This is a genomic window from Methylobacter sp. Wu1 (assembly GCF_036553575.1).
Lineage (GTDB): Bacteria > Pseudomonadota > Gammaproteobacteria > Methylococcales > Methylomonadaceae > Methylobacter.
The window spans coordinates 1-23,585 of the sequence record NZ_JAZHOC010000070.1; the positions used below are offsets into that span (position 1 = coordinate 1).

Genomic DNA, 23,585 nt, shown 5'->3' on the forward strand with positions numbered 1-23,585 from the left:
CTAACCCAAACGATAATTTTAAAATGGAGCCGGATTAAGACGCGTCGTTTAGTCGACGCGTATCCGGACTTTCAGTCCGTTATTCGAACCCACCCGCTTGAGCGGGTGGTTGTTTAGTCTGACTTATGTCTAACATCTTTCGCAATGTCTATTAAACTCCTGGGATCAGATGCTGGCAAATAACCATTTTGATTTATCTGCGGAAGCTCAATATTGACGGGGTTCGTGACAATAATTAGCATGTCAACGTCAGAATGCCCTTTAATGTGAATATCAAGCGCAACTGAACCTTGGAGCCTTTTGGTTACAGATTCACCTTTAGCATTTAGACTTGGAATTAGGCTATCTGCTACTCGATTTCCTTCTTTCTTTGAAACTTCAGTCGATTTAGCCTCAACTGGAGCCATAGAGCCAATCGCATATTTGACACTAACCGGTTCTTTAAGGGTTTCGTAATTCTCAGGTTCTCTAACATCAATACCGCTTAGCGCAGCTATACGAGCAGTAGCTGAATCCCTTGATTCCATTGATTCATATATTGCTCTTTCCCTAGAACCTTGCCTACGTTCTTTTAACGACTGCAATCTTTTTTCAAAATCAATCATACTAATCCTTTTTTAAAGTCATAACGCCAAAAGTTCTTCTTCCTGCGCTATTAAAATATGAAGCCTTACCAATTGATAAGCCTGAGTCAAATTCAATTTCACAATATCCTTTATGAGCGTTAAGTTCATGGCTTTTCTCGAGTTCAGGCTCGTTTTTATAACTATAACTAAGTTGCCAGCCTCCAGTTGGGCCATGTCGTTTTGACAGCGTAGCGGTATAGCTTGAACTTTGACTATTTTTGGTTTTAAGATGGATCAAAATTGATTTCCAGTTTTGTTCGATGCCTATTTCACCGTCCCAGTTAAAACGAGTACTGCAGTCTTCATTAAGTGTTTGCCCTGAGAGTATCCACCTGCCATTCAAATTTGGTATGTCCATGAAAGGAATTTTCCACGCCCACTTATTGAAGGCCCAATCTAGGCAAAAATAAACTAAACCTGTCGTTATAGTTGCTCGGGTAAATACGTCGCTTCCAGTTAGGTTATTTGCCCATGCCATAAACTGAGCAAGTCCACCTGTGATTGAAATAGAGGCAAAACCTAACCATCGCCCTACTGTAGCCCGATCATGTCCAAATATTGCGTAATCATGCATTCAATTTAATCCTATGATTAAATAGAGATTCATAAAGTCCATCCCTTAAGTTTAAAATCTAGTATATGGGTTCATGCTCATAATATTTCAAGTTAATAACTTAAATTTAAATTGTTGGGGATAATTAGAATGGCCTGAATTGGGGATTTTTAATAAGTGTCTTTTAATAACAGAAAATAGCGAGGTAGGATGCAGTGAGGCACGAACTGCATCATTCGAGATGAACTTTAAATGCGATAGGCATGCTCGGCTGCGGTCTAGGCTGTGAGAAATATTAGAACACAATGAGCTTAAAGGATTGCAGCAAGAATTGCTGCTCAATTAAGCAATTTGGTAACAGCTGCCAAAAAGTCGATTCTGATTCGATAGGCAATAAAAAAGGCCTTGGTAAATTACCTAAGGCCTTTGGAATATGGAGCTGGCGATGGGAATCGAACCCGCGACCGGCTGATTACAAATCAGCTGCTCTACCGACTGAGCTACACCAGCGAATGATTGTCATTATACAGCGTTTTATTATTTTGCCAAGCGTTTTTTTAATTTTTGTTTATTTCCTGTTTTATTTTTGTTGCCCGACGGGTGAATCCCGCTGCGTTTGTTGTCCAGGCCGGTGTGTTTGGTTTTAAATGGCAGGGTCTTCTTGTCGGCAGGTTCGACAGTGCCTTTGGGCTGGAATGAAGGCACCAGATGATGCTTGCCGTTGCCGATCAGATCACTGCGGCCCATGGCTTTCAGCGTCTCGCGCAGCAGCGGCCAGTTTTTCGGGTCGTGATAGCGCAGGAAGGCTTTGTGCAGGCGGCGCTGCTTGACGCTTTTGGGGATCGGAATGTCGGCGACAGTACGGCTGACTTTATGCAAGGTGTCCTTGCCCGAGTGGTACATGGCCGTGGCGATGGACATCGGCGAAGGCAGGAAGGCCTGCACCTGATCGGCCCTGAATCCGTTGCGCTTCAGCCATAAGGCCAGGTTCAGCATGTCCTGATCGGTCGTGCCGGGATGCGCGGCGATAAAGTAAGGAATCAGGTACTGCTCCTTGCCGGCTTCCTTGGAAAACTTGTCGAACATGGCTTTAAAGCGATCATACGTACCCATGCCCGGCTTCATCATTTTCGACAGCGGGCCTTTCTCGGTATGTTCCGGGGCGATTTTCAGATAGCCGCCGACATGGTGTTTGACCAGTTCCCTGACGTATTCGGGCGATTCCACGGCCAGATCATAGCGCAGGCCCGAGGCGATAAAGATTTTTTTGATGCCGGGCAGGGCGCGCGCACGCCGGTACAGCTTGATCAGCGACGAGTGGTCCGTGTTCAGGTTAGGGCAAATGCCCGGATAAACGCACGACGGCTTGCGGCAGGCCGCCTCAATCTTCTTATCCTTGCAGGCCAGCCGGTACATATTGGCGGTCGGCCCGCCCAGATCGGAGATATGGCCGGTGAAGTTGGGCGAAATGTCGCGTATCGCTTCGATTTCGCGAATGATCGAATCTTCCGAGCGGCTCTGGATGATGCGGCCTTCATGCTCGGTAATGGAACAGAAGGAGCAGCCGCCGAAACAGCCGCGCATGATGTTGACCGAATGCTGGATCATCTCGAAAGCGGGCACGTTGGCGTTGCCATAAACCTTGTGCGGCAGGCGTGAATAGGGCAGATCGAAGACGCCGTCCATTTCCTTCGTGGTCAGCGGGATCGGCGGCGGATTGACCCAGAGCAGCCGCGAACCGTGTTTCTGAACCAGCGGCCGGGCATTGCCGGGGTTGGTCTCGCCGTGCATGACGCGCGAGGCATGGGCATACAGGATCGGGTCGTCCTTGAGGTCTTCATAATCGGGCAGGCGGATCACGGTCTGCGCGCGTTGGCTTCTGATCAGGTGCTTGTCGAACTGGACGACTTTTTCATCGCTCGGCTCGGCCGTGTTTTTGATTTCGCAGGCGGGCTGTTCCTGATAGGGATTCTGCGGCGGCGCCACGGGGCCGGGCGTGTCGAGATGCGTGGAATCCTTGACGATCCAGCCTTCGGGAATCTGCTTGACGAAATGCGCGGTGCCGCGGATGCCTTTCAGGTCGGAAATGGCCTCGCCGTTCGCCAGCCGGTGCGCGATTTCGACGATCTGCCTTTCGGCATTGCCGTACACGAGCAGGTCGGCTTTGGAATCGAGCAGGACCGATTTGCGGACCTTGTCGGACCAGTAGTCATAATGCGCGATGCGCCGCAGGCTGGCTTCAATGCCGCCGATGATGATCGGGACATCCTTGTAGGCTTCGCGGCAGCGGTGCGAGTAGACGTTGACGGCGCGATCGGGCCGTTTGCCGGCCGCGCCGTCCGGCGTATAGGCGTCGTTCGAGCGGATTTTCTTGTCCGACGTGTAGCGGTTGACCATCGAGTCCATGTTGCCGCCGGTCACGCCGAAGAACAGGTTAGGGCGACCGAGCTTCTGGAAATCGCGGGCGCTGGTCCAGTCCGGCTGCGAGATAATGCCGACCCGGAATCCCTGCGCTTCCAGCACCCGGCCGATCAGCGCCATGCCGAAGCTGGGATGGTCGATGTAGGCATCGCCGGTCACGAGGATGATATCGCACGAGTCCCAGCCCAGATCATCCATTTCTTCCCGGCTCATCGGCAACATCGGCGCGACGCCGAAGCGCTGCGCCCAGTATTTGCGGTAACTGAAAATGTTGGGTACGAAAGGCAAAGCGGAAGACGTCATGGTTTTATCAGATTGGTCAGCGTGTGAGGGTTGTGCGTGTTCAGGTCTCTCAGGAAGACTGGAAATTCGATTTGATACTGCTCTTCAAGAGCCAAAGCTCTTGCTCTTAAATCTCTCATGGAATAAAAGGCGGAATGATCATTAAAGGCGAAGGCGATAATATTGCCTTTGCAGCGTACCGGCAGAAATAAAAGTTTCCACTGGAAAATGCGGCCCAGCCATTGGGAAATTTGCCTAAACTGGGAATTTTCGGTGCCCCAAAGATTAATGACCAGCATGCCGTCTTTTTTCAGCAGCAGCTTGCAGGCTTCAAAAAAAGCTTCATTACAGATGGATTCGGCCATGCCTTCATGATCGAATGCATCGACAAAAAGCAGGCTGTAATGTTCCCGTTCGGTTTCGGTCCGCTTGCAAACGTAGCGTCCGCCGTCATCGATAATAATTTTCAGGCGCGGGTCCAGCGGCAGGCCAAAATGGCTGCGCGCGATTTTGACCACGCTTTTCCTGTATTCCACCGCTTTCAATTTGCATTCGGGAAAATAGTGCAATAAATGCTTGGTGAGTGAACCCCCGCCTAAACCGATAATCAGAGCATCGTCGGCCAACGTTTGCTTGAACAATAGCCAGCCGGTCATGGCGCGCACGTAAGTCAATTGCAGTATGTGCGGGGCGGCCAGACGCATGCTGCTTTGTCTGGGATGGGAGCCGAAATGCAGGGATCTGATGCCGTTGAGTTCGACCACCTCTATAATGCCGTCATCGTCGTGGCTTTGGTGGATCAGGCGGCCATCATATTTGTACATAAAGATTGCTGGTGTTTAATAGTAACCGAATATTATACAGAGGAATGACTCCCGGCCGGTATTTTTGGATAAATAGCCATTCCGTCATACTATGTTATTTATCATGGACAGCATTGAAAAAATGACATTTGCCCCGATTTAGATGTTCATTACTTATTTTTTAACCAGTTCGCGTAAAATTAAACGTTTAATATTGAGGACTATCATGAAAAAGCTTTTTTTCCTGACTATCTTGCTCTCGGCAGTAACCGCTTTCGCTGACGATGCGAAAAACGAATGGCACAATACCGTACTGACTGAAGCCACGATGAAAAAAATTCAGGAAGCCAAATACGACTATAGAAAATGCGTCGTGGAAGAAATGAAAAAACCGGCGTATCAGCAACTGGAAAGCCGCAAGGCAACGGAAGACCTTATCAAGCAGTGCGAGCCGACCTTAGCGAAAATGCGCGAAGTGTACACGGAAGAAAACGTGCCCGGCGTAGTCGCCGACCGCCATCTGAAACAGATGCGCATCCAAACCACTCGTACCGTGCTTCAGGAACTGATGTTTGCCGAAGCAGCCCGTAAAGCGGGTCAACAATAATAATCGAAAGAGCTCCTAATTGAATGAATACTAACTACGCAATTGATTTGACGCTGGTGCCGACCACGTTTGACTTGTGGCATGTGTATCTGGCCGGCGCCGTGGCGCTGTTGTCGCTGATCCTGATCATTTTGCTGCTGGCCATGGTGATCAGTCTGGCCCGCGGCCGCAAGAAAGCGGTAGCGCCGGTTGTCGTGCCAGCCGTACCTGCACCTGCGCCTGAACCCCGAGTCATCGAGAAAATCGTCGAAGTCGAAAAAATCGTCCATGCCCCGGCGCCGGAACCGGTGATATTGAAAGAAGCAACGCCTGATGCCGCCCTGCAATTGCTGGGACTGCTGCAAAAAGAGGCGCGTTTTATCGATTTCATCAAGGAAGATATTTCCGCCTATGGCGATGCCGATGTGGGCATTGCCGCGCGCGTCGTACACGAAGGCTGCAACCGGGCTATCAACGAGCACTTCAGCCTGGCGTCCGTACGCAGCGAGCAGGAAGGTTCGAAACTGACCCTGCCGCAAGGCTTCGATGCCGCCAGTGTGCGCTTGACCGGCAATATTGTCGGCGCGGCGCCGTTTACCGGCACACTGGTCCATAAAGGCTGGAAGGTGACGGACGTCCGCCTGCCGAAACTGACTCAGGGCCATAATGCCCATATCGTTGCACCTGCGGAGGTCGAGCTATGAAAGGGCTGTTCAGTCATATAAAGCCGGATGCGTTGAAAAAAAAGGATGAGAAACCCGACACTTCCGCTCCTGCGCCAGAGCCGGAAAATGTCGCTCCTGCCGCTGCGGATTCAGAGCCTGTAGTGAACACAATGCCGGAAACTGAAAAGGTTGAAGCTGTAGATCAGCAGGCTGGCGATACTTCGCCAGCGGGTGAGAACCTGCAAGCAAGGGATGAGCCGCAAGAAAGTGATGAGGTTGCTGAAATGACCGCTCACGACGGGCCAAGGTTTTCCGTCGGCATCGACTTGGGCACGACGCATTGCGTGCTGTCCTATGCCGATCTCACCAAAATAGAGGACGAATTTCATCAGCAGGTCATGGCCATCCCCCAATTGACCTCGCCCGGTGAGGTTGAGGAAAAAGAGCAGTTGCCGTCGTTTCTGTATCAGGCGCACGAAGCCGAACTGGCGGAGGGTTCGACTTCGCTGCCATGGGCGCCCAAGCCGGATTACCTGGTCGGTGAAATCGCCCGTAACCTGGGCAGCAAAACGCCGATCCGCCTGGTCTCCAGCGCCAAAAGCTGGCTGTGCCATGCCGGCGTCGACTGCAAATCGCCCATCCTGCCGGCCGAGGCGCCCGATGAAATCGAGCGTGTCTCGCCTTTCGAGGCCACGACGGCTTATCTGCAGCACATGCGCGATGCCTGGGAAAGTCTGCATCCCCATGCGCCGCTGGATGAACAGGATCTGGTCATTACCGTGCCGGCCTCGTTTGATCCGGCGGCGCGCGAGCTGACCGTCGAAGCGGCCCGGTCCGTGGGCCTGAATCAGGCGATTCTGCTGGAAGAGCCGCAGGCGGCTTTATACAGCTGGATCGAGAAAAGCCATGGCGACTGGCGTAATTACGCCACTTGCGGCGATATCATCCTGGTCATCGATATCGGCGGCGGCACGACCGACTTGTCATTGATCGCCGTTACCGAACAGGACGGCAATCTGGAGCTGACCCGTGTCGCGGTCGGCGACCATATCCTGCTCGGCGGCGACAACATGGACCTGGCGCTGGCCTATACGGTCAAAGCCAAGCTGGAAAAGGACGGCAAGCGCCTTGAGCCCTGGCAGATACAGGCGTTGACGCACGGCTGCCGCGATGCGAAGGAAAAAATCTTCAACAATGCCGAGATCGATACGATTCCGCTCGTGGTCGCGAGCCGCGGCTCGTCGCTGATCGGCGGCACGCTGCGTACCGAGCTGACGCGCGAAGAAGTCAACCGCGTATTGGTCGAAGGCTTCATGCCCAAGGTTGCAGCCGGCGACCGGCCCATTACCCGCACGCGTACCGGTTTAAGGACTGCGGGCCTGCCTTATGCGCAGGATGCGGGCATTACGCGGCATCTGGCCGCGTTCCTGGCCAAACAGCAAGGCGCGGCAGAGGATTTGAAAGACGTCAATCTGCCCGAGCATGCCTCATTCCTGCACCCGACGGCCGTGCTGTTCAATGGCGGCGTGCTGAAAGCGCAGGTGCTTGCCGACCGGTTGATGGAAGTCCTGAATTCCTGGCTGAAGGCCGAGCAGGCGCCCGAAGCCAGACTATTGCCGGGCGTTGATCTGGATCTGGCCGTCGCGCGCGGCGCCGCTTACTATGGCTACGTGCGCAAAGGCAAAGGCGTGCGCATCAAAGGCGGTACGGCCGCGTCCTACTATGTGGGCGTCGAAAGCGCCATGCCGGCCGTACCGGGTATGGCGCCGGAAATCGAGGCCCTTTGCATCGCGCCGTTCGGCATGGAAGAGGGCACTCAAGAGGAACTGCCCCATGATGAATTCGGTCTCGTTATCGGCGAGCCGGTGCGTTTCCGATTCTTCGCGTCCAATACGCGCCGCGATGACCAAGTAGGCACGCGTCTTGATTATTGGGCGCCTGACGAGCTTGAAGAGTTGGATGAAATCGAGGTTACGCTGCCGGAAGAAGGCCGCCGGCCCGGTGAAATCGTACCGGTGCATCTGTGCGCCGCCGTGACCGAAGTCGGTACGCTGGAATTGCAGGCCGTATCGCAAAAAGACAATGGCCGCTGGAAGATCGAGTTTGATGTCAGGGCCGGGGAAGAATAGCAGGTTCCACGGACAACAGGGCGGCCGGTTGGCCGCCCTGATGATATCGGCTGAATCCGGCAAATATCATCTCCAGGACTTACGCAGTTTGCCTGTTCAACCGCCGAAACAAGTGGTTTTAAAACTTGTGGGGGCGACTTCGCCTAGAGCGCCTACTGTTGGTAGTCGCCTTTTATCTGAATGGGCGACTGAAGTCGCCCCCACAGGCTTGCGTAAGTCCTGATCCCAATGACTCATGGAAGAGGCTGATTTAAATAGCCTGGATCAATTGGACTCTTGAAATCATATAACACCGTGCAAAATCAATCCGCCAAGTATTTAGTCGGCATCGACCTGGGCACAACGCATACCGTTGTCGCCTTTGCCAGAGCCGATAAACCCAATTCCGAAATCGAAATTTTTCAGGTCGAGCAGCTGGTCGCTCCCGGCCAGGTTGCGGCGCGGCCTTTGCTGCCGTCCGTGCGTTATCATCCGGCTGCCGGCGAGTTGTCCGGGGCCGATGTTGCTTTTTCGCCGGCCGGCGAGACGGCCGTGATCGGCGAGGCCGCGCGCCTGTTGGGCGCCAAGACCAAAGGCCGGTTCGTGACCAGCGCCAAGAGCTGGCTGTCGCATCCGTCGGTCGATCACGGCGCCGAAATCCTGCCCTGGGGCAGCAGCGACGACATCGACAAGGTGTCGCCGATCGACGCCAGCGCCAGTTATCTGGCGCACATCCGTACGGTCTGGGGGCACCGGTTTCCCGATGCGCCGCTGGATAAGCAGGATATCGTCATTACCGTGCCGGCCTCATTCGATGAAGCGGCGCGCTCGTTGACGCTGGAAGCGGCCAGAATCGCAGGATTTCCCAATGTCCGCCTGCTCGAAGAGCCGCAGGCAGTGTGCTACGACTGGCTGAGACGCCATGCCGGCACGATCGGGCAAGCGCTGGCCGATGTCCATCTGCTGCTGGTCTGCGATGTCGGCGGCGGCACGACCGACCTGACGCTGATCAAGGTCGAACACGGCGAACAGGAGCCAAAATTGACCCGTATCGGCGTCGGCGAGCATTTGATGCTGGGCGGCGATAATATCGACCTGGCCTTGGCGCATCTGGCCGAGAGCCGGCTGGTCAGCGACGACAGGCGCCTGTCGGCGGCCGATCTGTCGCAGCTGATCGAGCAATGCCGTATCGCCAAAGAGCGGCTGCTGGCCGAGGATGCGCCGGAGCGGGTCAATGTCACCTTGCTGGGCGGCGGCTCCAAACTGATCGGCAGCTCGCGTTCCGTTTCACTGAACCGGGATGAGGTCAGGGCCATCGCCCTGGACGGATTCTTCCCGCTGTCGGGGCTGGATGAATTGCCGGACAGAAAGCGCAGCGGCGTGGTGGAGTTTGGTCTGCCTTATGCGGCCGAGCCGGCGGTCAGCAAGCATATCGCTGCGTTTTTGAAACTGCACCGAGAAGCCTGCCGCGAAGCTCTGAAAGGCGAGGGCGTCGTACCCGATGCGTTGCTGCTCAACGGCGGCGTGTTCCGCAGCCGGCCGCTCACGCAGCGCACGATCGGGCTGATCAATTCATGGGCCTCCAAGCCGCCGGTGCTGCTGGAAAACAAGCATCCTGAATTGTCTGTGGCTTTGGGCGCGGTCAGTTACGCCATCGCCCGCCGCGAAAAGAAGCTGAAAATCGGGGGCGGCGCGGCGCGCAGTTATTTTCTGCTGGTCGATACCGACAAAGCCGTGCAGCAGGGCGTCTGCATCCTGCCGCGCGGCAGCGAAGAGGGCGACGAGGTGATCCTGAAAGATCGGCAATTCGCCTTGCGTCTGGGGCAGCCCGTGCGCTTCCATCTGGCCTCGCTGTCGGGCGATGCGCCGTTCAAGCCCGGCGATCTGGCCGACATTACCGACCAGTTCCATTCGCTGCCGCCTCTGGCCGTGGCCTTCGGGGCTGACGAGGAGCAGGGCAACCGCGAAGTCATCGTGCAACTGGCCGTGACCCAGACCGAAATCGGCACGCTGAAAATTCAGTGCGTGTCCGTGGCCGACAGCACGCAGCGCTGGGATGTGGAATTCCAGATCAGAAAGAAAGGCATGGCGGGATTGCAAACCGATGCGGCCCTGCCGGCCCAGTTTAATGCCGCAGTCGAAAAGATACAGACGGTCTTCGGTTCAAAGTCCAGGCAGGTCGATCCCAAAGCGGTCAAGAATCTGCGCGCCGACCTGGAAAAGCTGCTGGGCAGCTCGCGCAATGAATGGGAAACGCCGTTGCTTCGGGCCATGTTCGCGGCGCTGCTGGATGGCCTGAAGTATCGCCGTCGTTCCGATAACCATGAAAGGGTCTGGCTCAGCCTGACCGGCTTCTGTCTGCGTCCGGGATTTGGCTATCCGCTCGACGACTGGCGCGTGGAACAACTCTGGAAAACCTATCCGCAGGGTATTCAGTTTGTCAACGAAGCCCAGAACTGGAGCGAATGGTGGACGTTGTGGCGCCGTATTGCCGGCGGCCTCAGCAGCGAGGCGCAGGAGCAGATATTCAACGATATAGCCAAGTATATCGATCCCACTGCCGCCAGACAGCCCGCTGTTGTCAAACAGCTGAAGACGCGCAGCTATGATGACATCGTGCGTCTGGCGGCAGTGCTGGAGCGCCTGCCGGTCGACAAGAAGATACAACTGGGCGAATGGCTGCTGAAGCGCTTGCAGAAAGCCGGTGAGTCCAGCCAGACCTGGTGGGCCGTCGGACGTATCGGGGCGCGCATGCCGTTTCATGGCAGCAGCCATAATGTGATCCCCGCCGATACGGTCTGCCTATGGCTGAAACAGATGATGTCGGAAGACTGGAAGAAAAATCCTCAGGCCGGTTTTGCCGCAACGCTGATCGCGCGCATGAGCGGCGATCGCGCTCGCGACATCGACGAGGCCGTGCGCAGGCAAATCATCGACAAATTGAGGCTGAGCAAGGCACCTTCATCCTGGGTAGACATGGTCGAGCAGATACGCGAGCTCGATGAAAAAGAGGAGAAACAAATTTTTGGCGAGGCACTGCCGCCGGGGCTAAAATTAATCAATAATAATTAAAACCTAGCGAACTAAAGATGAAATCAGTCGGCATTGTCATGGTGGTAGGATTTATCCTGCTTTATTTCGTAAATGCGGCCTTTAAGGTGGATATATGGCACCAGGAGATTCTGATCCACAGTGCCATCCGATTCTTTACCGGCTTTATCGCTATCGGAATCTGGTTTTTTTTAAAGCATAAAATCAGATTCATGAACGTGTTATATGTCATTCTAGCCGTGGCATTCGCCGATGATATCTGGGATTATTTCAGAAATATCAACAGCTTTCAGTTCGAAGCCGAGCTGCATGGCGCTTATATGCTGCTATGGGGCGCTCTGGCGGGCTATGTGTTCGCGAGGCATTTAAAGAACAAGAGAGATAAACGGTGGGAGCTCTAGTCTGGATATTTCATAAAACCACAGCGAACACGAAGAAAAGCAAGCCGTTGTCATTCTCTTCACTGATCACTTCATGAATTCATCTGAAAATATTGGCAAGCATCTGAATTGAAAAACCTTCGTGTACTCGATTGCTGTTCCAGACGCAATTCTACCTTCTGCGTCCATGCAGTCGTTCGTGGTGAAATATTCAGATTAATGACTACATCATCAATCGTTTTCTTAAGCAGCGCTCTTAAATCAGGTATCGAAATGTGTGTCTGAGGCAATTCACTGCACATCAACTCTTCTTCGACCCTTTCTGGCCCGGTTTCTGTGTATTTGCACAAAGGCAGCGGAACCTCAGGCTTGAATCAGGGTCTAACAGGCTTTTGTTCAGCGCACTCATGCTCCGGCCCCGGAACATGATTAGCGCCCGCTTTGAGGTACTTTCATGTCAGATTTGTCGAAATCCAGCGATGCGGCTCCGGCTGCAACGCGTCTTAGGCTCGCCATCAGGAAGGCTCCCGGCCGGCTGCAGGACTGGTTTGTAATCCAATCGGCGGCCGTCAAGCTGACGGTGCTGGCCGTTGCCCTCCTGATCCCCGTCACCGGCATCTATTCGTTCACGCTCATCCAGAAACAGGCCGTCGTGGCCGAGCAGGTCAAGAGCATGACGACGGACGAGGCGGCGTGGACGCTCAACGACAAACTGCCCGTAGTGTTCGGTACCGGTTCGGTATTGAGTTTTTTGGAAGCGAACCCGGTCGAGCGCATCACCGTGGTTTACGAACCACTGCTGTGGAACGTATCGGAGCGCATCATCCTGGTTGAATCGCAGGGCAAACTGCATGCGTATTACCCCAGCGACATGGAGGCCAAGATTTTCGCCGACAAGGCCGTCACTGCGCCGTGGGGCGGCAAGCTTGCCTTCATACCGCGCGCAGAGCTCAATCCCGGCAGCCTTGAATTGTTCGAGCTTCTGGACCAGCGCTTTGCCAGCGCCCGCCCGCAGTCCGAGAACGACGACTTGAAGGCAGGCGTCAGCGGTGTAGTGTCGGTCCTACTGACACTCGGCGTGCTGGGCTTCCTGTACTTCCAGCTCAAGAGCCAGCACAAATCGCTCAAATTCATCGAGCCGGCCCAGGTGGACGGTTCCATCGACGATCTGGTGGGCATGGATGACATCAAGGCCGAGGTGGCGCAGATCAAGGATCAGTATGAACGCCGCGCGGAATATGCCGAGTACGGTATATTCAAGCCCTTCAATGTAATGTTCAGCGGCCCGGCCGGTACCGGCAAGACCAAGCTGGCCAGCTATCTGGCCAAGGAACTGCAGTTGCCCATCCTGTTCCACTCCGCAGCCAACCTGGAAACGGGGTTCGTATCCGGCGGCTCGAATACACTTAGCCGCATCGTGGCCATGGCCAAACGGCGCAAGCGCTGCATCGTCTTTCTGGACGAGGCGCAGGATCTGTTCATGAAACGCGGCGGCCGCCGCAAGTTTGACGACGACACCGCGAATACGTTTCTGTCCGTGCTGGATGGCGTGCGCAGCAAGAATGAAGCGGAGATTATCTGGATCGTAGCCAGCAACTTCAATAGCGAAACCATGGAGATGGACGAGGCCATGCTGCGTCGCTTTCAGATGAAGGTGGACTTCCGCATGCCCAACCGGGCGGAACGGCTGGCTATCTTCGATCACTACCTGGGGCAGCGGGTCGACAAGGTGCTGCCCGACCTGGACCTGCGCCATCTGGTGGAAGTGACCGAAGGCCGCAGCCCGGCCGATCTGGAAACCATCGTCAACCAGGCGGGCATCACGGCCGTGAAGACGGGCTGCATGATCGGCGCCGACACCCTGATGCAGGCCGCCGAGCGTGTGCTGGTGGGCAACGTCAACACCAACACCACGAAAGAACGCGAGCGCGACCGCCGCATCATTGCCGTGCACGAATGGGGCCACTTTCTGGTGGACCTCGAGCGCGAACGCCAGCTGACCAGCGACAACTGGGAGCAGATCCTGGCCGACATGAAAACCATCAAGATTTCGCTCAAGGCCAACCCGCGCACCAACGCCTTGGGCTTTGTCTTTCACAAGCAGGGGACCAACCTGCTCAAGACCAAGGGCGATATCGAACACGATGTGCGCGTGCTGCTGGGAGGGATGGCCAATGAGGAACTGTTCTTCGGCGAAGATGGCACGACCAACGGCGCGCATAACGACATCACCCGCGTGACGCAGTTGCTGCACCACGCCGTGGGCGAGATGGGCATGTACCGCAAGACCCGCCTGAACTTCGGCGCGCTCTCCCGCGAGAGCCGCGAAGTGGACGAGGAAACGCGCAGCATCATGGAAGCGCAGAGCGAGCGCATGTACGGCGAAACCAAGGCCGTGCTGGCTAAGCTCAAGCCGCTGACCGAGCATCTGGTCGGCAAGCTCCTGGCAGCCAATGAAATGAGCCTGAGCGAGGCGCTGTTCGAGGTCCGCAACTTCGAGGCGGCCTGTAATGTGCAGGAATTTCAGAGTGAGGCTGAGATCGAAACAGTTTGACGCTTGCAGCATCACATAAAAATGCGCTCAAGGCGGAAGCTATTGCGTACAGCGACGGCAGGCGCTTGCGCCGGGTTTCGATAATCATGGCCTAAAAATTAATATTCACAGGACTTACGCAGTTTGCCTGTTCCACCGTCGAAACAAGCGGTTCTAAAACCTGTGGGGCGACTTCAGTCGCCACTTGGGCCTGAAATGGGCGACTACCAACAGTAGGCGCTCTAGGCGAAGTCGCCCCCACAGGTTTGCGTAAGTCCTGTATTCATATAAATTATTGAAGTAAATCAATCATAAAAAAATAATGACTTCTAGAAATAATCTGATAACTCGTGAAGGAAGAACTCAGTTGGAAAACGAGCTGGATTATCTTTGGCGGATAGAGCGCAGAGCGGTAACGCAATCGGTCACAGAAGCTGCTGCACATGGCGATCGTTCAGAAAATGCCGAGTACAAGGAAGGGAAGCGGCGGTTAAGAGAAATAGATCGTCGAATCCGTTTTCTTACCAAGCGATTGGACGTTTTAAAAGTTGTTGATTACTCACCGCAGCAAGAAGGTAAAGTATTTTTTGGAGCCTGGGTGGAGCTTGAAAATGAGGCGGGGGAAATCGTTCATTATCGAATAGTTGGCTCAGATGAATTTGATCCACACAAAAAGGCGATTAGCATAAATTCGCCTATGGCCAGAGCCCTTATTGGAAAATCAGTTGACGATGAGATAGTGGTTATTACCCCTGAGGGAAGAAGGGAGTGGATTATCAATGCAATTCAATATAAACCTTTTGACTGAGGCGGTTGGCAGGAAATAGCTTTATCAGGACTTACGCAGTTTGCCTGTTCAACGGCCGAAACAAGCGGCTTTAAAACCTGCGTGGGGGTGACTTCGCCTAGAGCGCCCCCACAGGCTTGCGTAAGTCCTGATTGGTTATCTAAAATCGAAAATAACCAGCCGCCAATTGGAAATTGGCGAGCGACTCCCGGGCCGGTTTTTTTCGATTCCAACACGCCCAGACTGGATGATCACAGTCCGGCGGCAGCCACCGGCTTCGGCTCAGGCGACAGGGCTTTAATTTCGCGGGAGATCCGCGAATAGAGCTCCGGAGTCCAGGCCGGGAGGCCTTCGATGTCAGCCTTCAGAGGGAAAATTCTAGGGTCATGCGGGGCAATCACAACTTTCACATTTTCGGCGCCCGTGTGTGCGGTCAGGACGAAAAGTTCCTCTATCGTTTCATCTTCCATGGCCAGGCAGCCGAGGGAATTGGCTTTGCCATGGATAAAAATATCCGACCCCGGATCGGAGCGTCCTTCCTGCCATGCATGGAAGAGGTCGAATTCGTTGGGGTAATTTAATTTCATCGACAAATGGAAATGACTGTTCGGATTCAGTCCCGCGATCCGGTAAACGCCCTCCGGCACTTGCATGTCGCCCTGGCGCAGCTTGGGGCCGGGCATGCCGCTGGCGGCGCGGATGCGATAATCACGGATGAGGCGGAACTCGCCGCTGTCCCTGGCCCAGAGCTCCAGCCTCATTTCCTGTTTCAAGGCGATGAAAGTCACTTCCCGGGGCGGATAGGCCACCTTCGCCTTGTCGAAATAGGGTTTGAGTTTGCTCGCTGCATAAGCGCCATAAGTTTGCAGAACATCCTGCACGGTCCGTTGGCCGGGCAGCTTGCTGAGCGGGATGTCATGAGTTTTCCTCGCAGCTTGAGTCTGCGGTTTGACGACTGTGGCGTTGGCCGTAGGAGAGGCAGGCTTGTGCCCGGAGCAGGCGTTGAGGAGTCCTGTCACGGCCAAGCCGACGATGATTTTGGCAGTTGATTTCATTATAGACGCTGGAAATGAAGTGGCGGCCAGCATAGTTTAGGTAACCCTTAACCTATCCGCAAGCTCAAGATTTGCCATCGAAGGAAAATGGTGCAGGATTTACGCATTTTGCCTGTGATTGAGGCGACCGCCAGCGTGATATGTAAGAATTCCTCATGGCTGATTTCAATCATAGGATTTTGGCTTTGTCGCTTATTTTTCCAGACAAATGCTCGATAAATCTATATGATAGCCACCTTTTAATTCACGAAAAAGGTTTTATCATGCAAGTAGCAGACAATATGGCTGTTTCTATTCACTACACTTTGACCAATGATGCCGGCGAGGAGTTGGACAGTTCAGTTGGGGATGAGCCGTTGGTTTACCTGCATGGCATGGGAAACATCATTTCCGGCCTGGAAAAAGCCTTGACGGGTAAATCGGCAGGGGACAAATTCAACGTCCACATCGAGCCGGCGGATGCTTATGGCGAACATGAAGACGATATGGTTCAGGTTCTCCCTCGGGCGATGTTCGAAGGCATAGACACGGTTGAAGTCGGCATGCAGTTTCATGCCGATGTCAGCTCAGGTCCGGGCATTGTCACAGTGGTCGATGTCGATGGCGATGACATTACCATCGACGGCAACCACCCGCTGGCCGGCGAAGCGTTGAATTTCGACGTTGAAGTCGTAGCGGTCAGGCCCGCAACACAGGACGAGCTCGCGCACGGCCATGTGCACGGCGCCGGTTGCCATCACTAATTTATTAGCGATACCGGTTCCGGCATCAGCGGAACCGGTTCGCCTAAAGCCAGTTTTTCTTCTTGAAGTAGCCGAGCAGAAAGACCGAGATGGCGATAAAGACGCCCCATAAGGCCGGGTAGGCCCACTTCCATTTCAATTCCGGCATATACTCGAAGTTCATGCCGTAGACGCCGGCGATGAAAGTCAATGGAATAAATATCGTGGCGAACACGGTCAGGACTTTCATGGTCTCGTTCATTTTGTTGCTGACGCTGGACAGGTAAATGTCCATCATGCCGGCGATCAGATCGCGGCAGGATTCCATGGCTTCGATGACGCGTATGGCATGGTCATAGACATCGCCGAAATAGCGCTTGGTGCGTTCCTGCAGCAAATCCGACTCGCTGCGCTGTATGCCGGCCAGCAATTCCCGCAGCGGCGAGACGCTTCTGCGTAAAAAAATCAATTCGCGCTTGATGATCTGTATGGTCGCCAGCGTTCTTGCCGAGGGCGATGACAGCAATTCATCCTCGACGGTTTCAATCAGCTCATCGAGCTTGTCCTGCAGGGTGAAATACTCATCGACGACGGTATCCATGATCACGTAAGCCAGGTAATCCGTGCCGAAATTGCGCAAGCGGCCTTTCTCATTGTTGAGCTGCGCCAGAATCGGATCGAATATATCGTCGGGTTTTTCCTTGAAAGAAAAAACGAATTTGTCGAGGACCAATAAGCTGACCTGTTCATAGGCTACGTCAAATACGTCGTCACTGAGGGACAGGGCTTTCAGGACGATGTACAGATAGTCCTCATAATCCTCGAATTTGGGCCGTTGATGGGTATTGAGGATATCTTCAAGCACCAGCCCATGAATACCGAAATGCCTGCCGATAGCCTCGATGGCTGAAACATCCGTCAGACCCTCGATATTGACCCAGGTTACCGTATCGGTATCTTTATACGGCAGAATGTCGTCGATCGATTTGACGCTGCGTTTTTCGAGCATGGATTTATTGTAATCCACGACCGTGATGCGGTTTTCAACCATGTGCACTTCGCCGACATGCACGAGCGAACCGGACGGCAGGCCGGATTTTTCAGACGAATAACTTAATGATTCAGGCATGATAAAAAATAATCAGGTGAGCAGTATTGCTGGTTTCAGCCGGCCAATACCGGGAACAAGCCTTTCAGGCCGCTGGCGATAAATTCAACGGCTAGCGCCGAAAGAATCAGTCCCATTAGCCGTATGAATATGTTGATGCCGGTTTGGCTGATATGCCGGACCAGCCAAGGAGTCGTCCTCAGCACGATCCATAAAATTATCATGACGGCAATGATATCCAGGCTCATGAACAAGTAATGATTGATGTCAGTGCCCCGGTGCGAATACAGGATGACCGTGCTGATGGCGCCAGGCCCTGCCAGCAGCGGCATCGATAAAGGCACCACAGCAATGGATTGTTTGGCTTCGCCTTCTTTGGCTTCCTTTTTGGTATGCACGGTTTCGCTGATTTTAGCTTGCAGCATGGAAAGCGCCATCAGCATCAGCAAAATGCCGCCGCTGACCCGGAATGAATTGAGGCTGATACCGAAAAATCGAAGCAGGCTTTCGCCCAGAAAGAGCGCCAGCAGCAGAATCGTCGTGACCGTTATCACGACGGTTTTTTCGATGGTTCTGAGTTCGGTTTCCTTCGTGTTGGCGGTTAGCGCGGCGATAATAGGAATCATGCCTATCGGATCGACCACGGCAAATAAGGCGACAAATATTTTTATATAATCCGTATATTCAAGCATAATGTTTTCCGGCAATCGGAGCGAATCGAAGGATTCGACAGGCTACAAGCATAACTCTAAACCGATAATAGATCTCCAGGCAAAGATAAATAATGACTGATTTATCGACACAGTTACCGATGCTGGGCTGGCGCGAATGGGTGGCGCTGCCAGAGCTGAATATCGGACAGATCAAGGCTAAAATCGACACCGGCGCCCGCTCGTCGGCCCTGCATGCTTTCACTATAGACCCTTATCGAAAAGGCGGGCAGCGCTGGGTCATGTTCGCCCTTCATCCCAGCCAGCTCAGGACCGACGTGGTGGTTGAATGTCACGCGCCGGTCAAAGATCGCCGCCTGGTTTCGGATTCGGGCGGGCATAAGCAGCTGCGCTACGTCATAGAGACCGAGCTTGTGCTGGGGCGTTCGCTGATCAGGGCCGAAATGACGCTGACCAATCGCGACAGTATGCGCTTTCGCATGCTGCTCGGGCGTACCGCGATGAACAGGCGCTTTGTTATCGACCCCAGTTCATCCTATCTGCAAGGAAAGCCGGAAGTCTGCCGGGATGATCGCTTGCTGGAACTCGCTGATAAGTGACCGGTATGGCGATAGCGACACAGGGAGGTTTTTGGCGATGACCTTATTGTGACAGTCCGGCGGCCGCATTCAAGATGATGCGGGCCCGCTGCACCAAACTGTGCAGCAGTTGCCGGCTGCGAACTATGGCTTCCAGTGTCGATTGTTGGCCTGCTGTCAAAATGAGGGGTATTTTTAATGAGTTGATCAAAATCATTATAAATTTTATCCAGTCGGTCATTATGACGATTCATACCCTGTCGTTCAGGCTTCTTTAAATTCAGGAGGCGTTATGTCAGTAGGAACAATTTGTAATCGTGAAGTGGTCATCACCGAAAAGGAGTCCTCTGTCTCGGAGGCCGCAAAGCTTATGCGCGAGTATCATGTCGGTAATGTGATCGTCGCCGAAAACCGTAATGGCTTGAATTATCCGATAGGCATGGTAACCGACAGGGATATCGTGATTAAGCTCATCGCCAAGGATATCGATATCGATGCCGTTGATGTCGGCATCATTATGGCTGAAGATCTTGTCGTGGCCAGAGAGAGTGACGATCTGATCGACACTGTCAAAAAAATGTGCAGCAAAGGCATTCGGCGTCTGCCTGTGGTTGATGCGGGAGGCGCGCTGATCGGTATTTTGGCCATGGACGATCTTATCGATCTGTTTGCCGAGCAATTAAGGGATCTGGCTGGCTTGATCAGAAAAGAATTGCTGTATGAAAAAAATCTCAGATCATAACTATTATTTTCGTGTCAGGCGTTTTTGCAGCCAGTCATCGATAACGGACAGGATACGCTCGCGCAACGGCGGGGACGAAAAAAGCTGCTCGTGGTGGCTGATGCCGGCTAGCAGGACGAGCCGGTTGTCAGGATGATTCGATCGTGCAGCGGCTGCGAAATCAATGCTCCCCCAGGCCGGCGTGATGGGATCGTTTTCGGAATAAATAAGCAGATAAGGGGCGTCGAATCGATCCATTTGGCGCCTGAACCGGATAATTTCCTTTTCAATCGCCAGCACATAGCGCAGCACGGACTGCCGCATCATGTATTTATCCTTTCCCAGTTTTTGTTTTTCCTCTTCGGAATCAGTCAGATAATCTTTTACCCAATCCGGCGAGGTCGGTGAAAACAGGCTGCGCATGCCCGGCAGTGAAAATAATTCAATCACGCCGTCTTGCAGCGGCACGCTGATCAAGGCCAGCAGCTGGTTGAACAGCATGACAGGCAGCGCCTCATCCTGCGGATTCAGAAAATGTTCATGCGTATGAAAAGTAAACCGGACTATCGGGTTTTGGAACCAGCCGCGCCAGCCGGGCACTTCGGTCACAGAAAAGGCCGGGGCACTGAACACAACGCCTTTCACCCGTTCCGTTAATGCCTTATCTTCAGTTTGCAGCAAATAGGAGGCGGCGACCAACGAACCCAGGCTGTGGGACAAAATAAATATAGGCAGCGGTTTATCGCCAGGGATGGCGTGTATGCCGCAGGCCAGTCGGGAACTGGCGCGGCGATCGCCAGGGATGGCGTGTATGCCGCAGGCCAGTCGGGAACTGGCGCGGCGATCACCAGGGACGGCGTGTATGCCGCAAGCCAGTCGGGAACTGGCGCGGCGATCGCCAGGGATGGCGTGTATGCCGCAGGCCAGTCGGGAACTGGCGCGGCGATCACCAAGGGCGGCGTGGCTACTGCATTGCTCGGCCAGATAATGCAGCGCAGACGCCAGATCGTCGCGCATGGGTTGCAGGTCCCGGAATTGGGCCTGCTCGAGATAAGCATGGCTGGCATCATAAGCCGCCGCACCGGCAGTGATGCTTTCATGGGCTTTTGATAATACCGGATTGCTCAGCCCGTGAGCCGTCAGGTCCAGGCCAGCTACTATAAAACGGTCGGCGAAGTGTTCGGCTATATGCCCATAGCGGCCGATATGTTCATTCATGCCATGCACGATCAGCAGGCAGCCTTGAGCGGCATCCGGCGCGGTCGGCCTCAGGATCTGCATGCTCCGCCAGACATCACTTCCCTCTGCCTTCAGGTAGACTGGCCGCCCCCAGAAAGGATAAGGCGCTGTGACTGTCTGCTGACGCGAGCAGGCACTGCACAACAGGCATATTGTGAAACAGAAAAGCACCGGCTTATTCATGCCTGTAGGCTGGTTGGCGCTTTAGCGGAAACCCGGCATGGGCGGCCGAAATACTGGGTTTAGCAACCAGCCTACAGCGGTTGTAGCCGCCTTAAGAATGTATCTGCGCATCCGTTTATTGACGCTGGTAAGTGCCGATCAATTCCGTCTGGCCGATGATGTGACCGGCCATCGCCTTCTCAAGCTGGGCTTTATCAGGCCAATGCATATCCGGCAGTTCTATATCCAAGGCGTACAGCTTATGAAAATAACGGTGCCGGCCTTTGGGCGGGCAAGGTCCGCCGTAACCGGTGCGTTTCCAGTCGTTCTTGCCTTGCAGCGTGCCGGTCGGCAAGGCGCTTGGAGCGACACCTTGCGGTAATCCGGAAGCTGCCGGCGGGATGTTGTAAAGCACCCAGTGAACCCAGGTCATTTTAGGAGCAGCCGGGTCGGGCGCATCGGGGTCGTCGACGATTAATGCCAGCGATTTGGCGTTTTGCGGAATGTCCGACCAGGTCAGTGCCGGTGAAACATCAGCGCCATCGCACGTATATTGCTTGGGGATTTCGCCCTGGTGGTTAAAATCGGGAGACTTCAACGTCATGGTCATGGACTGTCCTCCTTCAGCCGGAAAGGCCGGAATGGTATAAAAACAGCAAGCCAAAAAAATCGAGCTTATAGAGACGGCTCTATTGATCGCCTTCATGGGTCACCTCGTTTTCTGTTGATGGCATAGTATCGGCGGCGCTGTTCAAGTGCCGCCATGAGACGAATCAATAAACCCGCCATTTCAGGTTGGCGGCAACTCTAGGAAGATCTGGTACTCTTAAGGTCATCTACAAATTTTTTGCCATACTAAAACGGCAGAGGTATAGCATGAATAATGAGTCAGACGAAAAGCGTCATGAGCCAACCAGGGAAGGAGATGCCCTTCATCCGCCGCTGATCCAGGCATTACGCAAGGCCGATGCCTATCCGCATGCGGTTGCCTCGATCAGGCTGATTGAAACGCATATTTCCTGGTTATTGCTGACAGGAGACTATGTGTACAAAGTCAAAAAACCGGTTGATTTCGGCTTTCTGGATTTTTCAACACTGGAGCGGCGGCGATTTTGCTGTGAGGAGGAGATAAGGCTTAATCGCCGCCTGGCGCCGGAACTTTATCTCGATGTCGTGCCCATAACGGGAACGCCGGAGCATCCGCAGCTGGCCGGTACAGGCCAGGCCTTCGAATATGCCGTCAGGATGGTGCAGTTTCCTGCCGGGCAACTGCTGAGCGAGCGGGCTGCGGACGGGAGGCTTAAGGCCGATGAGATCGATCAGACAGCCAGGCTGATTGCCGAGTTTCATGAATCCGTTGAACGGGCAGATGAAGACTCCGCTTATGGCGACAGTGAGGTGATTCAAAAATGGTTTCTGGAGAACCTCGACACGGTCAAGCCGTTGCTGACCGATGAGCGACAATTGCGCCAGCTTGAATTGATCCTGGAATGGGGCGATGCGCAATGGCGCTGCAAGGCCGGCCTGATGCAAGTGCGCAAGCGGCAGGGTTATGTGCGCGAATGCCACGGCGATCTGCACCTGAACAATATTACCCTGATCGACGGCAAGGTCACGCCGTTCGATTGCATCGAGTTCAATCCGACACTGCGCTGGATCGACGTCATGAGCGAGATAGCCTTTTTGTTCATTGATCTGCTGCATGCCGGGCATGAACGTCTGGCTTATCGTTTTCTCAATCATTACCTGCATTACACGGGTGATTATTCCGGCTTGGCGTTGTTGCGTTACTATCTGGTTTACCGCGCCATGGTGCGCGCTAAAGTGACGATGCTGCGGATGGCGCAACAGCGCAATGATGAGGCCGTTTGCCTGCAGGCACGCGCCGAGTATGCCGTTTACGCGGATCTGGCCGAGCGCTTTACTAAAGAGGGCAAGGCCGCATTGATCATTACCCATGGCTATTCCGGATCGGGAAAGTCCACGCTGGCCAGCCAGCTGGTCGAGCGGCTGGGCGCGATACAGATTCGTTCCGATATCGAGCGCAAGAGGCTGTTCGGTTACCGGATGCTGGAGGCGACTGACAGCGGCGTCGATCAGGGCCTTTATACGCAAGAGGCGGGGCGCCGGACTTTCCAGCGTCTGTCCGAACTGGCTAAAGCCGTGATCGAAGCGGGCTTTACGGTGATTGTCGATGCGACCTTTATCCAAGCTTCACTGCGTGAGCAATTTCGAAATCTGGCAAGTGATTGCGGCGTACCATTTCTGATTATTGATTTTAAAGCCTCCGAGCAGGAATTATACAGGCGCATAGAACAGCGGCGGCAATTGATGAATGACGCGTCCGAAGCGACTTTGGACGTGCTGAAAAAGCAGCTTGTGTCGGCGCAGCCGCTGTCTGCCGATGAACTGAATTGCACGATAACCGTGGATACCGAGATGAACAATGCGCTGGATCAGTTATTAGATGAGCTAAGTAACGTTCTGCCGCCTTGATGGCGGCAGAGCTTACATCGGGTTGGGCGATAGGTATC

20 protein-coding genes and 1 tRNA gene are annotated in these 23,585 nt (G+C 54.1%); 11 read left to right on the forward strand and 10 right to left on the reverse strand.

Annotation, left to right across the window (positions count from 1 at the left end; genetic code table 11):
- Window positions 1–113: 113 nt before the first annotated feature.
- The 5 genes from V2P20_RS15095 to V2P20_RS15115 form a co-directional block, all read right to left on the reverse strand.
- Complete coding sequence (locus tag V2P20_RS15095; RefSeq protein WP_331819725.1) at window positions 114–605, reverse strand: hypothetical protein; 492 nt, start codon at window positions 603–605, stop codon at window positions 114–116.
- A 1-nt stretch (window position 606) separates the two neighbouring features.
- Complete coding sequence (locus V2P20_RS15100; RefSeq protein ID WP_331819727.1) at window positions 607–1,200, reverse strand: pancortin-3; 594 nt, start codon at window positions 1,198–1,200, stop codon at window positions 607–609.
- A gap of 413 nt (window positions 1,201–1,613) precedes the next feature.
- Window positions 1,614–1,689 (reverse strand) — tRNA-Thr (locus V2P20_RS15105).
- Window positions 1,690–1,716: 27 nt separating this feature from the next.
- Window positions 1,717–3,903 (reverse strand): YgiQ family radical SAM protein, encoded by a 2,187-nt coding sequence (locus tag V2P20_RS15110; protein ID WP_331819729.1) that lies wholly within the window; start codon window positions 3,901–3,903, stop codon window positions 1,717–1,719.
- Window positions 3,900–4,706: a spermine synthase gene (locus V2P20_RS15115; RefSeq protein WP_331819730.1), complete on the reverse strand. Its 807-nt coding sequence runs from the start codon at window positions 4,704–4,706 to the stop codon at window positions 3,900–3,902. The genes V2P20_RS15110 and V2P20_RS15115 overlap by 4 nt, the downstream gene beginning before the upstream one ends.
- 205 nt (window positions 4,707–4,911) lie before the next feature.
- Between V2P20_RS15115 and V2P20_RS15120 the strand changes: the two genes are divergently transcribed.
- The 7 genes from V2P20_RS15120 (at window position 4,912) to greB (ending at window position 14,816) form a co-directional block, all read left to right on the forward strand.
- Window positions 4,912–5,292, forward strand: coding sequence for a hypothetical protein (locus V2P20_RS15120; protein ID WP_331819732.1), 381 nt, complete (start codon window positions 4,912–4,914; stop codon window positions 5,290–5,292).
- A 23-nt stretch (window positions 5,293–5,315) separates the two neighbouring features.
- On the forward strand, window positions 5,316–5,975 hold the full coding sequence (locus V2P20_RS15125) for a DUF2760 domain-containing protein (RefSeq protein WP_331819734.1): 660 nt from the start codon (window positions 5,316–5,318) through the stop codon (window positions 5,973–5,975).
- A 245-nt stretch (window positions 5,976–6,220) separates the two neighbouring features.
- On the forward strand, window positions 6,221–8,065 hold the full coding sequence (locus V2P20_RS15130) for an Hsp70 family protein (RefSeq protein ID WP_331819817.1): 1,845 nt from the start codon (window positions 6,221–6,223) through the stop codon (window positions 8,063–8,065).
- 294 nt (window positions 8,066–8,359) lie between these two features.
- Window positions 8,360–11,116, forward strand: coding sequence for an Hsp70 family protein (locus tag V2P20_RS15135; RefSeq protein ID WP_331819819.1), 2,757 nt, complete (start codon window positions 8,360–8,362; stop codon window positions 11,114–11,116).
- Between the two features lie 17 nt (window positions 11,117–11,133).
- Entirely contained in the window at window positions 11,134–11,496 is a 363-nt protein-coding gene (locus tag V2P20_RS15140) for a hypothetical protein (RefSeq protein WP_331819736.1), read from the forward strand.
- A gap of 433 nt (window positions 11,497–11,929) precedes the next feature.
- Window positions 11,930–14,029, forward strand: a complete 2,100-nt coding sequence (locus V2P20_RS15145; RefSeq protein ID WP_331819738.1) for an AAA family ATPase — start codon at window positions 11,930–11,932, stop codon at window positions 14,027–14,029.
- Window positions 14,030–14,330: 301 nt separating this feature from the next.
- Entirely contained in the window at window positions 14,331–14,816 is a 486-nt protein-coding gene (greB, locus tag V2P20_RS15150; protein WP_331819740.1) for a transcription elongation factor GreB, read from the forward strand.
- A 230-nt stretch (window positions 14,817–15,046) separates the two neighbouring features.
- Here the strand turns inward: greB and V2P20_RS15155 are convergent, their stop codons facing one another.
- The gene (locus V2P20_RS15155) at window positions 15,047–15,850 is read right to left on the reverse strand and encodes a L,D-transpeptidase family protein (protein WP_331819742.1); all 804 of its coding nucleotides are present in this window, start codon (window positions 15,848–15,850) and stop codon (window positions 15,047–15,049) included.
- Between the two features lie 263 nt (window positions 15,851–16,113).
- Here V2P20_RS15155 and V2P20_RS15160 point away from each other — a divergent pair, with 263 nt between their 5' ends.
- Window positions 16,114–16,593, forward strand: a complete 480-nt coding sequence (locus V2P20_RS15160) for a peptidylprolyl isomerase (protein ID WP_194969105.1) — start codon at window positions 16,114–16,116, stop codon at window positions 16,591–16,593.
- Between the two features lie 43 nt (window positions 16,594–16,636).
- On the opposite strand, the gene corA is transcribed toward V2P20_RS15160, so the two are convergent.
- Window positions 16,637–17,701, reverse strand: coding sequence for a magnesium/cobalt transporter CorA (gene corA / locus V2P20_RS15165; RefSeq protein ID WP_331819744.1), 1,065 nt, complete (start codon window positions 17,699–17,701; stop codon window positions 16,637–16,639).
- Window positions 17,702–17,736: 35 nt separating this feature from the next.
- Window positions 17,737–18,372 carry a YchE family NAAT transporter gene (locus tag V2P20_RS15170; protein ID WP_331819746.1) on the reverse strand — a complete coding sequence of 212 codons (636 nt, stop codon included), beginning with the start codon at window positions 18,370–18,372 and terminating at the stop codon, window positions 17,737–17,739.
- A 92-nt stretch (window positions 18,373–18,464) separates the two neighbouring features.
- Here V2P20_RS15170 and V2P20_RS15175 point away from each other — a divergent pair, with 92 nt between their 5' ends.
- Together V2P20_RS15175 and V2P20_RS15180 are read left to right on the forward strand one after the other, a co-directional pair.
- Window positions 18,465–18,950, forward strand: coding sequence for an ATP-dependent zinc protease (locus V2P20_RS15175; protein ID WP_331819748.1), 486 nt, complete (start codon window positions 18,465–18,467; stop codon window positions 18,948–18,950).
- A 271-nt stretch (window positions 18,951–19,221) separates the two neighbouring features.
- On the forward strand, window positions 19,222–19,671 hold the full coding sequence (locus V2P20_RS15180) for a CBS domain-containing protein (RefSeq protein ID WP_331819749.1): 450 nt from the start codon (window positions 19,222–19,224) through the stop codon (window positions 19,669–19,671).
- Between the two features lie 3 nt (window positions 19,672–19,674).
- Here V2P20_RS15180 and V2P20_RS15185 read toward each other — a convergent pair whose 3' ends face one another.
- Window positions 19,675–21,072 carry an alpha/beta hydrolase gene (locus V2P20_RS15185; RefSeq protein WP_331819750.1) on the reverse strand — a complete coding sequence of 466 codons (1,398 nt, stop codon included), beginning with the start codon at window positions 21,070–21,072 and terminating at the stop codon, window positions 19,675–19,677.
- Window positions 21,073–21,187: 115 nt separating this feature from the next.
- Complete coding sequence (locus tag V2P20_RS15190) at window positions 21,188–21,757, reverse strand: YbhB/YbcL family Raf kinase inhibitor-like protein (protein WP_331819751.1); 570 nt, start codon at window positions 21,755–21,757, stop codon at window positions 21,188–21,190.
- Between the two features lie 170 nt (window positions 21,758–21,927).
- Between V2P20_RS15190 and V2P20_RS15195 the strand changes: the two genes are divergently transcribed.
- Window positions 21,928–23,547 (forward strand): AAA family ATPase, encoded by a 1,620-nt coding sequence (locus V2P20_RS15195; protein ID WP_331819752.1) that lies wholly within the window; start codon window positions 21,928–21,930, stop codon window positions 23,545–23,547.
- The last annotated feature ends 38 nt before the right edge of the window (window positions 23,548–23,585 follow it).